At 60.5% G+C, this 12,634-nt stretch carries 12 protein-coding genes, 1 tRNA gene and 1 other RNA gene; 5 read left to right on the top strand and 9 right to left on the bottom strand.

What is annotated here, in order from left to right; all coding sequences use genetic code 11:
* Positions 1-25 precede the first annotated feature (25 nt).
* On the bottom strand, positions 26-1,192 hold the full coding sequence (locus BLW21_RS01115) for a DegT/DnrJ/EryC1/StrS family aminotransferase (protein ID WP_245711772.1): 1,167 nt from the start codon (positions 1,190-1,192) through the stop codon (positions 26-28).
* Between the two features lie 181 nt (positions 1,193-1,373).
* On the opposite strand from BLW21_RS01115, the gene BLW21_RS01110 reads away from it, so the two are divergent.
* Positions 1,374-2,267: a DUF6565 domain-containing protein gene (locus BLW21_RS01110; protein ID WP_092737011.1), complete on the top strand. Its 894-nt coding sequence runs from the start codon at positions 1,374-1,376 to the stop codon at positions 2,265-2,267.
* A gap of 108 nt (positions 2,268-2,375) precedes the next feature.
* Here the strand turns inward: BLW21_RS01110 and BLW21_RS01105 are convergent, their stop codons facing one another.
* The 5 genes from BLW21_RS01105 to ffs form a co-directional block, all read right to left on the bottom strand.
* Complete coding sequence (locus BLW21_RS01105) at positions 2,376-3,266, bottom strand: glycosyltransferase family 2 protein (RefSeq protein ID WP_092737008.1); 891 nt, start codon at positions 3,264-3,266, stop codon at positions 2,376-2,378.
* A 124-nt stretch (positions 3,267-3,390) separates the two neighbouring features.
* The gene (locus BLW21_RS01100) at positions 3,391-4,089 is read right to left on the bottom strand and encodes a cell division ATP-binding protein FtsE (protein ID WP_092737006.1); all 699 of its coding nucleotides are present in this window, start codon (positions 4,087-4,089) and stop codon (positions 3,391-3,393) included.
* A 59-nt stretch (positions 4,090-4,148) separates the two neighbouring features.
* Positions 4,149-4,352, bottom strand: a complete 204-nt coding sequence (locus tag BLW21_RS01095) for a fructose-6-phosphate aldolase (RefSeq protein ID WP_092737004.1) — start codon at positions 4,350-4,352, stop codon at positions 4,149-4,151.
* A 249-nt stretch (positions 4,353-4,601) separates the two neighbouring features.
* Entirely contained in the window at positions 4,602-5,258 is a 657-nt protein-coding gene (fsa, locus tag BLW21_RS01090) for a fructose-6-phosphate aldolase (RefSeq protein ID WP_092737002.1), read from the bottom strand.
* A gap of 235 nt (positions 5,259-5,493) precedes the next feature.
* An RNA gene (gene ffs, locus BLW21_RS01085) (signal recognition particle sRNA small type) lies at positions 5,494-5,590 on the bottom strand.
* Between the two features lie 282 nt (positions 5,591-5,872).
* On the opposite strand from ffs, the gene guaA reads away from it, so the two are divergent.
* Positions 5,873-7,405 (top strand): glutamine-hydrolyzing GMP synthase, encoded by a 1,533-nt coding sequence (gene guaA, locus BLW21_RS01080; RefSeq protein ID WP_092737000.1) that lies wholly within the window; start codon positions 5,873-5,875, stop codon positions 7,403-7,405.
* A gap of 255 nt (positions 7,406-7,660) precedes the next feature.
* Here the strand turns inward: guaA and BLW21_RS01075 are convergent.
* Positions 7,661-7,742 (bottom strand) — tRNA-Leu (locus BLW21_RS01075).
* Between the two features lie 253 nt (positions 7,743-7,995).
* Between BLW21_RS01075 and BLW21_RS01070 the strand changes: the two genes are divergently transcribed.
* Positions 7,996-8,502 carry a low affinity iron permease family protein gene (locus BLW21_RS01070; RefSeq protein ID WP_092736998.1) on the top strand — a complete coding sequence of 169 codons (507 nt, stop codon included), beginning with the start codon at positions 7,996-7,998 and terminating at the stop codon, positions 8,500-8,502.
* A gap of 61 nt (positions 8,503-8,563) precedes the next feature.
* On the opposite strand, the gene BLW21_RS01065 is transcribed toward BLW21_RS01070, so the two are convergent.
* Positions 8,564-9,205 carry a Dps family protein gene (locus BLW21_RS01065; protein WP_092736996.1) on the bottom strand — a complete coding sequence of 214 codons (642 nt, stop codon included), beginning with the start codon at positions 9,203-9,205 and terminating at the stop codon, positions 8,564-8,566.
* Between the two features lie 128 nt (positions 9,206-9,333).
* On the opposite strand from BLW21_RS01065, the gene BLW21_RS01060 reads away from it, so the two are divergent.
* Positions 9,334-10,053 (top strand): VIT1/CCC1 transporter family protein, encoded by a 720-nt coding sequence (locus BLW21_RS01060; protein WP_092736994.1) that lies wholly within the window; start codon positions 9,334-9,336, stop codon positions 10,051-10,053.
* A 59-nt stretch (positions 10,054-10,112) separates the two neighbouring features.
* Complete coding sequence (locus tag BLW21_RS01055) at positions 10,113-10,643, top strand: MOSC domain-containing protein (RefSeq protein ID WP_092736992.1); 531 nt, start codon at positions 10,113-10,115, stop codon at positions 10,641-10,643.
* Between the two features lie 423 nt (positions 10,644-11,066).
* Here the strand turns inward: BLW21_RS01055 and BLW21_RS01050 are convergent, their stop codons facing one another.
* Positions 11,067-12,470, bottom strand: coding sequence for an RtcB family protein (locus BLW21_RS01050; RefSeq protein WP_092736990.1), 1,404 nt, complete (start codon positions 12,468-12,470; stop codon positions 11,067-11,069).
* Positions 12,471-12,634: the final 164 nt, after the last annotated feature.

Here is a 12,634-nt window from a genome sequence, read left to right as displayed (position 1 = left end):
AAAAAACCGGGCCAATCCGCACCCGTCAGGCCAAACCCGCTCGCACCATGGCCGCCACATATGCCACCTGCTCGTCGGTTAAGGTAGGATGAATAGGCAACGACAGCACCGTGCGGCCCAGGCGCTCGGCCACCGGAAACTGCCCGGCGCGGTACCCCAGGTAGGCGTAAGCAGGCTGCAGGTGGTTGGGCAGCGGGTAGTACACGGCGCTCGGTACACCGCGGGCCGCCAGAAACGCCTGCAACGCGTCGCGACGGCCGGGCTCCTGCTCGCTTAGGGTGATGGTGTACTGGTGAAACACATGGCTGCTGCGCGGGTCACGGGCTGGCACTGCCAAGCCGGGCACACTGCCGAGCAGCGTGTCGTAGCGGGCGGCTACGCGCTGGCGGGCGGCCGTCCAGGCGGGCAGGTGGGGCAGCTTCACGCGCAGTAAAGCCGCCTGCAACGTATCGAGGCGCGAATTGAGGCCAATGTGCTGGTGATAATACTTGCGGGTCTGGCCGTGGTTGGCGAGCTGGCGCAGGTAGGCGGCCCGGTTTTCGTCGCGGGTGAATAGCGCCCCGCCGTCGCCGAAGCCGCCCAGGTTCTTACTCGGGAAAAACGAGGTAGTGCCCACCTCCCCCACCGTCCCGGCCACCCAACTAACTCCGTTTCCGGCTTGAAATGTGGCCCCGATGGCCTGGGCATTATCCTCGATGAGGGCCACTGCGCACTGGTCGGCCAGCTGGCGCAACGCCGCTAAGTCGGCGCACTGCCCGAACAGGTGCACGGCCACAATAGCGCCGGTACGGGGCGTGAGGGCGGCGGCTACGGCTGCCGGGTCGAGGTTGAAGGTGTCCGCCAGAACATCAACCGGCACGGGGCGCAGGCCCAGCACGGCGGCGGCCTCCAGCGTAGCCACGTAGGTAAAGGCCGGCACAATCACCTCGGTCCCGGCGGGCAGGTCCAGGCTCATCAGAGCCAGTTGCAGCGCATCGGTGCCGTTGGCGCAGGTTACCACCCGAGGGCCGCCCAGGTACTGGCTGAGCTCTTGGGCGAACTGTGCTACGGCCGGCCCCTGGATATAAGCGGCCTCGTGCAGGCAAGCGGCGGCGGCGGCCGTCAGCTCGGTTTGCAGCGGAGCATGTTGAGCCGGTAAATCAAGTAGTTGGATGGCGGCAGACGGCGCGACAGGCAGAGACGGAACGAGCACGGGAAAATCGGGGAAAAGCAACCGGAGGTGTAAAGATACAGCACGCCACAACGGGTCGCGCCCCGGATGCCTACGCCCCAGGCCGCCGCAACCGCAGGCCGGAAATCTGCGTTAAACCGGGAAGGCTTCGGCCAATTTTGCTCTCTCCGGCAATTCCCTTTCTCCTTTAAAACCAACTACTATGCTTCGCAAGACCCTCACCATTCCGGCTCTTTCGGCCCTGCTGCTGGCCGGCGGTATGTTCACGCAAACCAGCTGCACCAATACGCAACAAACCGAAATGGCCGCCGATAAGGACCAGGCCTACAACGATTTTCAGACCTTTGTTTCGGATGCCGAAGCCAGAGCTGATGCCGCCGCTAGCGCCACGGAAGACGACTACAACCGCGAAACTGCCCAGATGAAGTCTGATTTCGACAGCAGAGTGGCTGCTGTGGATAAGTATGCCGATCAGTACGACGACACCCGCCGCCAGGAAATCGAGCAGCTACGCAACCGCTACACCACGGCTTACGACAAGCGTGAGGCTTCTTGGACCAACCGTTCGGGAATGGCCCCGGCAGGCGAAATGACGATGGGCAAGTACTATAAGCCCACCGCGCCGGCAACCCGCGTAACGGCCGCCAACGCCCGCCAAGTGTACGAGGACTTCGTAAACGAGGTGAAGCGCAACGAGAACAACTACGATATCAACGACTGGCGCAACATCAACGCCGAGTGGCGCGCCCTCGATGAGGCCTACGACAAGGTAAAGGGCAATATTCCGACCAACGACTTGGCCGAGATTCAGAAAGAGAAGCTTAAGTACGCTGCCTTCAAGTCGGCTGATAAAGCGGGTATCCGTGGCGGACAGGCCGTTGATGCCGTAACCGGCGAAGCCAAGGACGTAGCCAACGACACCAAGGATGAACGCTCGGCCGTAGGTCAGGCCGTTAGCAACACGGCCTCCGACGTGAAGGAAGTGGGCAAAGATGTAGGCCAGGGAGCTGCCAACGTGGGCAAGAAAGTAGGCGGAGCCGTAAAAGGCGCTTACAAGGAAGTGAAGTCGGAAGTAAAAAATACCGACAACGACTAACCCTCCGTTAGCCTGAGAAAACGTAAAAGCGCCGGTTCTTCTTTTAGAAGAACCGGCGCTTTTACGTGGTTGTCGCCAAGTTGCAGGCCACTCCACCGCCTATTCTGTTCAGCGCAGTTCCGTCAGCAGCCAGTAAAGCTTGAGGGCGTCGAGTTGGCGCAGGCTGGGTCGGGCCGAGAGCAAGTTGCGCTGCACCTGAATCTGGCGCAGGCTGAAGGTGGTACGCACGGCCTCACTCAGACCCCAGCGCTGCAGGCGCAACGCGGCCTTCAGCAGGCGGGTTTCGGCGCCCAGGCCCTCGGCGCGGTAAAGCTGCACGAGGTTGCGCACGGCATCGTGACTCTTTTGCAGGAACACCGGAGCTGCTTCCAAACCGTCGTGCAGCACGGGGTTGTCGAGGTGCTGCACTGCTATGCCGGAGCGGCGCAGCAGCCAGCCGAATTTAGTGTCTTCGTGGCCGTAGCGCGTGAGGCTTTCATCGAGGCCCAACTCCCGGAAGATACCCGTCTGAATGAGCAGATTATTGAGCGTGAGCTGCCCATGCGGAGCGCGCTGGCGCACGGCGGCCGGGCGGGCTTCGCGCCGGCAGCCGTACAGCCAGCGCAGGTGCAGCGCCGTATCGGGCGGCGGGGCAGTTTCGTAGCAGGTGCCGCCCGCCAGCACCGGGGCCACATAGCGGGCCGCCCGGTAGCGGGCCAGAAACTGGTCGTCGGGTAAGCGGCTGTCGTTGTCGAGCAGCAGCAGCCAGGCGTAGCGGGCGGTAGCGGCCAGTTGGTTGCGGATGGCGGCCCGACCTACATTGTGCTCCAGCTCGGCGTACACCACGCCGGGCAATTTGGCCAGCTCGCGGTTCAGCGCCCGGTACGTGGGGTGCGAGCCGTCGTCGAGGCAGCGGATTTCGACCGGGCCGTGCCAGTCGGCAACCTGCGCCAGCAACGCGCGCACCAGTGGCCGCACGTCGTTGTTAAACACCGGAATCAGCACGGAGAGCCCAATCATGCGCTGGCTGTGTAGGGGCTTGCGGGTGGGAAAGTGGTGGGCCGGCAAACCGGCCGCCTACCCCTGGAGGCCCGGGCGGGCCAATTGGTTGTCAGTACCAGCGGTTTTTTGGGGCCGAACAGGATTAGCTCAGGGCAAATGGTGTAACAGCCGAGTCAATTAGTTGGCCCTGCTCGCATTTCAGTACCCGGTGCGGGTACTGCTCGATGAGCTGGTAATTGTGCGTAGCCATGAGTACGGCCGTGCCAGCATTGTTGATTTCCACGAACAGCTTCATAATGCTGTCCGACACATCGGGGTCGAGGTTACCGGTGGGCTCGTCGGCCAGCAGCAGCAACGGCTCGTTGAGCAGGGCTCGGGCAATTACTACGCGCTGCTGCTCGCCCCCCGACAGTTGGTGGGGCATTTTGCCGGCCACGCTGGCCAGTCCCACCCGCATGAGCACTTCGGAAATGCGCTGCTGCTTGCGCGCCTTGCCTTTCCAGCCAGTGGCATTGAGCACAAACAGCAGGTTATCGGCCACCGAACGGTCGAAAAGCAGCTGGAAGTCCTGAAAGATGATGCCCAGCTTGCGCCGCAGATACGGTACTTTGTCGCTGCCGCTGCTGCCCATGCTACGGGGCAACCCGAAGCCCACCACCGAGCCGGTACCAGCGGGCAGCGGCAAGTCGGCGTACAATGTCTTCAGCAGCGAGCTTTTACCCGAGCCCGTGCGGCCTACCAGGTAGGCAAACTCACCCTTTTCCAGCGCAAACGTCACTTTTTGCAGTACCGTGTTTACGTCCTGCATAATGTAGGCGTCGTGCAGCTCAATAACGGTCATAGTCTGGGAGTCTGAGTCTGGGAAAGAGGTTTTAAAAAACCTCGCCTACTATCTAAAGCCTAGATTTCCAGCTTCTGCAGCCGGCCGAATTCAAGGCCGCTGATAACACCCGCCAGCTCGGTTTCCTTGCCTTCGAGGCCGTAACGGTGCAAATCCTTCAGCGGTCGGTCGGCCCGGAAGTAGGCAATGAGCACAAAATCCTGGTCCCGGAGTTGGATGTAGTCCGGAATTTTGGCCTTGCCCTTTACTTTGATGATGTACATTTCTTGAATTAAAAATTAAAAGTGAAAAATTAAAAATGAAGCTGTTGATCAGGTCGCTAGCAGCAAAGGCATTGGTATGCGGAGCCTGCCGAAGTATCGCTACCGCTTCGTCGCAGTCGTCCGACGAAGCAGTAGCGATACTTCGGTAAGCTCCGCATGAGCGCCCCCAGACTTTGTAAACAGCTTCAATTGCTGTTCACGCAACCCATGCTGACGTACCATTTTTAATTTTTCACTTTTAACCCCCAATTACCCGTTCACCTTTTTGTGGTCGGCCAGGAAAGTAGCCAGGCCTTTGTCGGTGAGCGGGTGGTTGAGCAGACCCGTGATAACGTTCAGCGGGCAGGTAACCACGTCGGCACCCAGTTCGGCGCACTGAAGCAGGTGGGGTACGTGGCGCACCGAGGCAGCCAGCACCTGGGTAGGGTAGCCGTAGTTGCTGAAAATATCCACAATCTGTTGCACCAGTTGCAGGCCGTCGTGGCCGATATCATCGAGGCGGCCCACGAAGGGCGACACGTACGTAGCACCGGCTTTGGCGGCCAGCAGGGCCTGCCCGGCCGAAAAAATCAGCGTGCAGTTGGTTTTGATGCCTTTGTCGGAGAAGTAGCGAATGGCCTTCACGCCCTCCCTAATCATGGGCACTTTCACCACGATGTTGGGGTGCAGTTCGGCCAGGGCCTCGCCCTCGCGGATCATGCCTTCGTAGTCGGTCGCAATTACCTCGGCCGATACATCACCGTCCACGATTTCGCAGATCTGCTTGTAGTGGCTCATCACCGCATCGGTGCCCCGGATGCCCTCTTTGGCCATCAGCGAGGGGTTGGTGGTTACGCCATCCAGCACGCCCAGCTCTACGGCTTCCTGAATCTCCTTGAGGTTAGCGGTGTCGATAAAAAACTTCATCAGATTACGAGTTAGCGCAGATTTTAACGGATTTCACGGATTTCAGGAACGAGCCGCTCTGCCTCCGGAAGCCGGCAACGGCCGGCGGCGCAAAGTACGCAAAAACAAAAAGGCGGCCCAAACAGGCCGCCTTTTATGTTTTCCTGAAACTATGTACTTAGGTCAGCGACGGGCAGATCGGTCCGGCTACAAAATCCGTGCAATCCGAAAAAATCCGCGCTAATCCGTGGGCCAAAAAAAAGCGAGCCAAAATCGCACCGCTCAACCACCTACCCTTGCTACCTTCCGGTCCTGGGGGAATTTAGTAGGAGCTGGTCGTTCTGACTCGCCGATGCAAAGGTAGGCACAGTTTTGCCGGATTATGCGGTTGCAACCGCAATTTTACTATTTGATCAGGTATCAGCAAGAAAATCAGGCACCTTCATTTTAGCCGGCACTTGCCATAGCCTTCTTTCCTGGGTTTATTTGGACGCTTTCGCTCTTCTCAACTAACCTGCCGGGCTACGCTGGCGGGCCGTGTTGCCCGGCGGCAAGTCCGCCGCGCGGGGCGGGGCGACGACTAAAAAAGGAGGCGCAGGTGCGGCGGGTCTGGAAATGGTGCGCTACTTTTGCCTATGCCTGAACAAATTCTCATCCTCGATTTCGGTTCGCAATACACCCAGCTCATTGCCCGGCGCATTAGGGAGCTGAATGTTTACTGCGAAATCCACCCGTTTACGCACGCCCCGGACCTCACTGAGGATATCCGGGGCGTTGTGCTTTCGGGCTCGCCCTGCTCGGTACGCGACGCTACCGCGCCCAACCCCGACCTGAGCGCCTACCTGGGCAACGTGCCGGTGCTGGGCGTTTGCTACGGAGCGCAGCTGCTGGCCCACCAGCAGGGCGGCGAAGTACTGCCGGCCACCATTCGTGAGTATGGCCGCGCGCGCCTCACCCACATCAACCAGCACCACCCGCTGCTGCACGGCCTACAGCCCGGCTCGCAGGTCTGGATGTCGCACGGCGACACAATTAAAGAGCTGCCGGCAGGCTTTCTGGCCATTGCCGGCACGCCCGATGTGGCCGTAGCAGCCTACGAAATTGAGGGTCAGCCGACCTACGGCATCCAGTTCCATCCCGAAGTAACGCACTCGACCGACGGCAAGCAGCTGATGCGCAACTTTGTGGTGGACGTGTGTGGCTGCGCCCAGGATTGGACGCCTGAGCACTTCGTAGACAGCATGGTAAGCACGCTGCAAACCACCATTGGCGAGCAGGACCAGGTGATTCTGGGTCTGTCGGGCGGGGTCGATTCGAGCGTGGCGGCGCTGCTGCTGCACCGCGCCATTGGCGAGCGGCTGCACGGTATTTTCGTGAACAACGGGCTGCTGCGCAAGGATGAGTACGAGGAGGTGCTCGAATCGTACCGCGGCCTGGGCCTGAACGTGCGTGGCGTGGACGCCAGCGCCGAGTTTTATAAGGCCCTCGAAGGCCTCACCGACCCCGAGCAGAAGCGCAAGGCCATCGGCCGTACCTTCATCGAGGTGTTCGACCAGGAGGCGCAGAAAGTAGAAGGCGCCCGCTGGCTGGCCCAGGGCACGATTTACCCCGATGTGATTGAGTCGGTGTCGGTAAATGGGCCGGCCGTGACCATCAAGAGCCACCACAACGTGGGCGGCCTGCCCGAGAAGATGAACCTCAAGATTGTGGAGCCACTGCGGGCCTTGTTCAAGGATGAGGTACGGGAGGTGGGCGCGGCGCTGGGGCTGCCGGTCAACATTCTGCACCGCCACCCCTTCCCCGGCCCCGGCCTGGGCATCCGCATTCTCGGCGACATCACCCCCCACAAAGTGGACCTTTTGCAGCGCGCCGACGCCATTTTCATCAACGGCCTCAAGGAGCACAACCTCTACAGCGAGGTGTGGCAGGCCGGCGTAATGCTGCTGCCCATCCAGAGCGTGGGTGTAATGGGCGACGAGCGCACCTACGAGCAGGTAGTGGCCCTGCGCGCCGTGACCAGCGTGGATGGCATGACGGCCGACTGGGCCCATCTGCCCTACGACTTTCTGGCCGAAGTCAGTAACCGCATCATCAACCAGGTGCGCGGCATCAACCGCGTGGTGTACGACATCAGCTCGAAGCCACCGGCCACGATTGAGTGGGAATAGAGGCGAGTTGATAAATAAGCAAACCGTTTTGTCGTGATGAGTGGAGCGAAGCAGTCTGCTCTTTCCGATATGACGAATTTGGAGTAAGCACAAAGCCTCTGATGCCCGTGTTGGCGTCAGGGGCTTTGCGGTTTATCTGCCCTTGATAAGGTCAGAAGGAAGAGACACTCTGCCCAAGAATGACTTGCGCTACTTGCTCCCGCCGGAAACAAAAACCCCGCTCCGGCGCAAGCCGAAGCGGGGTTTTTATTAGAGTGCGCGCGGGGAGATTCGAACTCCCACACCCGAAGGCACCACCCCCTCAAGATGGCGTGTCTACCAGTTTCACCACGTGCGCAGTTGTTGGCAAGCACTCTTTCTTTTTCAAAAGCCGAAGCCTCTGGATTCGTTGAGGCGGCGAATCGATGACAAAAGTAGGGGGTCGGAAGTCAGGGTGCAAGTGCGGGGCATTTTTTTACGTCAGATAATACCGCAGGATACCGCTCAGTGCTCATTGTCAGGACTAAAAATTTCGTTTTGCATTCGCTTAATAGGGCTATATTTAATAGTTGCCACCGTTTTTATAGCTACTCCTGCCCTTTTCTGCTCGCATGCTCCCTCCTTCTTCCGTAGCTCCGGCGGGCACAACGCACTTATTCGCCCGGTTTGCCGCAGGGGTTACGGCTTGGTCGGGCAGCACGGCGGCATTTTGCCTGGCGCTGGGCACGGTGCTGGCCTGGGCCGCCACGGGGCCGCTGTTCAACTACTCCGAAACCTGGCAGCTGGTCATCAACACCAGCACTACTATCGTTACCTTTTTGATGGTGTTTCTCATTCAGCGGGCCCAGAATAAGGATTCGCTGGTGCTCCACCTCAAGCTTAACGAGCTGCTGGCGGCCCATAGAGGGGCCAGTAACCGCCTCATCAACGCGCAGGATTTTTCGGAGGAGGAAATCAACATGCTTCACAAGTATTTCTGCCTGCTGGCCGAAAAGGCCCGCAAAGACCACGACCTGGGCCGGACGCATTCAGTAGAGGAAGCCGAGGAAAACCACCAGCAGAAGCGCCGCCGCCACCGCCGGCATCGGGGCGGCCTGCCCACGCCACCAACCGCATAAAAAAGGCTTCTTCCCGTTGCGGGAAGAAGCCTTTCTTCTAATCTATCGTGCGTGGCTGGACTTACTCGGCGCGAGCCAAGGGCGTATCCACTACGTGCTCCGACACGAACCACACCTGCAACTCGTTGGTGCGCATCACGTCGCTTACCACCACATCGTTGGTACCGTCGTCGCCGGCGTCATCGGCCTGCTTGGCATACTCATGGCTGTTTTTGAGAATAATCTGGTGTGCTTCGAGTAGGCGCGACACTTGGATGGGTGCCTCCTCCCGGTCGCGGGGCGTGCGCGGAATGGATGTCAGCTCGGCTACATCATGGGCCATGGCTACTGCCACACCGCCCAGAATCTGGATGCGCTCCGCAATAGTGTCGACCAACCCACTTTGCTCCTCGTAATGCTTATCGTAGAGCAGGTGCAGCTGGTAAAACGTGGGGCCTACCACTTGCCAATGATGCTTCTTATACATGTCGCGCAGCGTCATAGTATCGGCCAACATCTGGTTGAGGTTGGTCACGCTCTGCTGGCGGGTTTTCTCATCGAGGCCGATGGGCAGGCGCTGCGATACCGTGCCATATTTCTGGAGCGGCTTGGGCGCGTCGAACTGCTGGTTGAGTACCGGCTGGACGCTGGGCGTCGAGCCAGAGCCCGATTGATCGTTATTCTTAGTTTTTTTGTCGGGGGCGTTGGCGCTGGATTTGGCCATAATAGAAGGTCAGTAAAAGTCAGAAAATAAAGCCGGCACGAATCCGCCCGGTTGGTTTAACATACGTAGGACAGTAGCGTAGGTTAGCAATCCGGCTGATGTTTTAGCCACTCCCCCAACCGTTTTATATGGCGCACTCGCATCCGCACGACGAAACCCACCTGAGCAGCTCGGCCGTGCTGCAGGATATTGTTATCGGCCTAGCCGACGGCCTGACGGTGCCTTTTGCGCTGGCCGCCGGCCTGAGTGGGGCCGTGGCCTCCTCGGGCCTCATCATCACGGCGGGCCTGGCCGAAATTGTAGCCGGCTCCATTGCCATGGGGCTGGGTGGCTACCTGGCTGGCCGCACCGAGGTGGAGCACTACGATGCCGAGTTGAAGCGCGAATACGAGGAAGTAGCTAATGTGCCCGACGTTGAGCGCGCCGAGGTAGATGAGTTACTGGCCGAAATCGGCCTGTCGGCCAGCACCCGCGCCCTGGCCGTGCGCGAGCTGACTGCCGACCCCGACCAGTGGGTGCGCTTCATGATGAAATACGAGCTGGGCCTCGAAAAGCCCGATCCGCGCCAGGCGCCTAAAAGCGCCTTCACTATTGCCGGGGCCTACGTGGTGGGCGGGCTGATTCCGCTGAGCGCCTATTTTTTCACGGCCACACCCACCGCGGGCCTCGTGTGGTCGGCGCTGATTACGCTGGTATGCTTGCTGGTTTTCGGCTACTTCCGCAGCCGCCTTACCGGCCAGCCGCCCCTATGGGGGGCGCTTAAAATGGCCGGCGTCGGCTCGCTGGCCGCCGGGGCCGCTTACCTAGTAGCCAAATCGATTGCCGGCTGGGATTTTTTAGGTTTGTGATTTAGGTCACAGAGTGAAATCCTCCCCCGCCCCTACCTCGCAACTGTTAAACTTAAAAGATGCCTTTCCCTTTTTTCGGCGACGATAAATCGACCATTGCCAAGTTGCTTGGCACCCTGCCCCAGCAGGGCCGCATCGAGTGGATTGGGCTGCGCCCGGTGCGCCGCGAAGCCATGCAGGTAGTGGCCGAGGCCGAAGCGGAGACTGACCGCCACCTACTGGGCGACCACGCCCGCCCCCGCCCCGGCGGCAAGCGCCAAATCACGCTCATCCAGCACGAGCACCTGGCGGCGGTAGCGGGCTTTCTGGGCCTGCCCGCCCCGCTCGACCCGGCCCGCCTGCGCCGTAACCTGGTGGTGAGCGGCCTGAATCTGCTGGCCCTTAAAAACCGGCACATCCGCATCGGCAACGAAGTTGTTCTCGAAATCACCGGCGAGTGCCACCCCTGCTCGCGTATGGAGGAGGAACTGGGCCCCGGCGGCTACAATGCCATGCGCGGCCACGGCGGCCTCACTGCCCGCATCATTCAGGGCGGAATAATTCGGGTTGGTGATGGCGTACTGGTGCTGGCTCCGGTAGCTGCGAGCTGAAGAAGAGCGTTGCCGGAAGGCAGGCTCACTGAATACAGTCGTGCTTAAAACTGGGGCTGCCGGGCAGCTTTTATTGAAATCTGTTTACAAAGTAAAAAGGCACTCATGTGCTTCAGGGCGACATCAGCACAATTGCCCCCGATAGTCCGTCCGGACTTCTATTTCAGTCTGGCTTCGGCTAGCCAGGGTGAGGAAGATGATAGGGCTTCGCTACTGGTAGCCGCCGGCGCGGCTTAGGGCCTTAAAAAGCTGCGGCAGCCAAATGCCCGCCTACCGCTAATTTGGTAGGCGGGCATTTGGCTGTCACTCATTCATTCCTTGCAGAGAAGGCGTGTTGCGGTATGGAGCTTGTTGCAACTATCAACAACCCAATAAAGCAGCGACGGCCCATTTGAAGCCACCGCTGCTTTTTGAGATACGAACCTACACGGCTCCTTCCATCCGCACGATGCGCGGGGTGAAAGAGCCCAGCACGTCTACCAGTTCGGTCTGGCTCTGCATCACCTGCCGGATGTCCTTGTAGGCCTGGGGAGCTTCGTCGAGGCCGCCGCCGAGCAGTTCCACCTGGTGCTGGCGCAGGTAGCGGCGCAGGTCGGCTTCGCCCAGCTCGGCCTTGGCCCGGGTGCGCGACATAGCCCGGCCGGCCCCGTGGGAGGCCGAGCTCAGCGAGAGGGCCTCGCCCCGCCCCCGCACAATGAAGCCGGGGGCCGTCATCGAGCCAGGAATAATGCCCAGCACGCCCGCCCCGGCCGGCGTGGCGCCTTTGCGGTGCACCACCACTTCCCGACCGTCGGCCAAAAACTCTTTCCAGGCGAAGTTGTGATGGTTTTCGACCTTAGTCAAGGGTTTTTCGCCGAGGGCTTTGGCCAGGCGGTGATGAATCTGGTGGTGGCAGGCTGAGGCGTAGTCACCGGCTAGGTTCATGGCGGCCCAGTATTCCTGGCCGGCTTCGGTATCGAGGCCGAGCCAGGCTAGGTGCTGGGCCTCGCCGGGCAGCTGGCAGACATCCTTGGCGAGCTTGGTGTAATGGTTGGCAATAGCCGCGCCCATACCCCGCGAACCGGAGTGCGAGAGCAGCCCCAGGTACTGGCCCACCGGCACGCCCATTTCATTGGTGGGGTCGGTGATGTCCACCACGCCCCACTCCACGAAGTGGTTGCCGCCGCCCGAGGAGCCAATCTGAGATGCTGCCGTGTCGAGCTTGTTGCGCAGGAAGGGAATGTCCTGGAACTCGCTCCGGCTCAGCACCGCGTGGTCGAGGTGCTGGCCCCGGCGGAACACGTCGCGCCCCCCGAACCGGGTGTTGTCGAGCAGCAGCTTGCGCAGCTCCTGCACCCGCTGCTCCAGGTGCTTAGGCGGCAGCGCAAACACCGACAGCGCCATCCGGCAGCCGATATCCACGCCCACGGCATAAGGAATGACGGCGTTGTCGGTGGCCAGCACGCCCCCGATGGGCAGGCCGTAGCCGTGGTGGGCATCGGGCATGAGCGCCCCGGCCACCGTCACGGGCAGTTTCATGGCCGTTTCCATTTGATGAATGGCCCCCGGCTCGATGTGCTCGGCCCCGAACACAGCGTAGTCCTTGCGCTCGGCGAGGGTAATGTGGCGGCTGGGGGCGGGCAGTAGGGCGGCGGCCGTATGGCTCCAGTCGAGGTGGGTGAGGAAGTTGGTGGGCGCGTCGAGTAAGGCCCGTAGCAGCACCAGCTGCTCGGTTTGGGAGAGGCGCTTAAGGTGTTTGCGCTGTAATTGGGCCAGCGCGAGCCCGATGGCCCGACCTTCTGGGAAGCCCAGTTGACGAAGGTCGTTGCCGCGTAGTTGAGAAGCCATTTTCTTGGTTTTTTTAGGAGTAGTTATTGGTAGAAAAAGCCAACCCTTGGCGGGCACCAGCACTGACGCCCGCCGGTCGGCAACGGACCAGTCCACGAGTGGCCGCTGGCGTTGCTGCTTTCTGTAAGATCTGGTGGGTAGGTAAAGCGCATGAGGTGGGAGAA

It is taken from the genome of Hymenobacter psychrophilus (genome assembly GCF_900107135.1).
Taxonomy (GTDB): Bacteria; Bacteroidota; Bacteroidia; order Cytophagales; family Hymenobacteraceae; genus Hymenobacter; species Hymenobacter psychrophilus.
Note: the sequence above shows the minus strand (reverse complement) of the source record. Positions and strands in the feature narration are given on the sequence as shown.

Coding starts and splice junctions, on each gene's coding strand:
- BLW21_RS01065 (WP_092736996.1), bottom strand. CDS start 9,205: ATGGCCAAATCCAGCGCCAACGCCCCCGACAAAAAAACTAAGAATAAC.
- BLW21_RS01110 (WP_092737011.1), top strand. CDS start 1,374: ATGCTTCGCAAGACCCTCACCATTCCGGCTCTTTCGGCCCTGCTGCTG.
- BLW21_RS01055 (WP_092736992.1), top strand. CDS start 10,113: ATGCCTTTCCCTTTTTTCGGCGACGATAAATCGACCATTGCCAAGTTG.
- BLW21_RS01100 (WP_092737006.1), bottom strand. CDS start 4,089: ATGACCGTTATTGAGCTGCACGACGCCTACATTATGCAGGACGTAAAC.
- guaA (WP_092737000.1), top strand. CDS start 5,873: ATGCCTGAACAAATTCTCATCCTCGATTTCGGTTCGCAATACACCCAG.
- BLW21_RS01105 (WP_092737008.1), bottom strand. CDS start 3,266: ATGATTGGGCTCTCCGTGCTGATTCCGGTGTTTAACAACGACGTGCGG.
- BLW21_RS01095 (WP_092737004.1), bottom strand. CDS start 4,352: ATGTACATCATCAAAGTAAAGGGCAAGGCCAAAATTCCGGACTACATC.
- BLW21_RS01050 (WP_092736990.1), bottom strand. CDS start 12,470: ATGGCTTCTCAACTACGCGGCAACGACCTTCGTCAACTGGGCTTCCCA.
- BLW21_RS01070 (WP_092736998.1), top strand. CDS start 7,996: ATGCTCCCTCCTTCTTCCGTAGCTCCGGCGGGCACAACGCACTTATTC.
- BLW21_RS01060 (WP_092736994.1), top strand. CDS start 9,334: ATGGCGCACTCGCATCCGCACGACGAAACCCACCTGAGCAGCTCGGCC.
- fsa (WP_092737002.1), bottom strand. CDS start 5,258: ATGAAGTTTTTTATCGACACCGCTAACCTCAAGGAGATTCAGGAAGCC.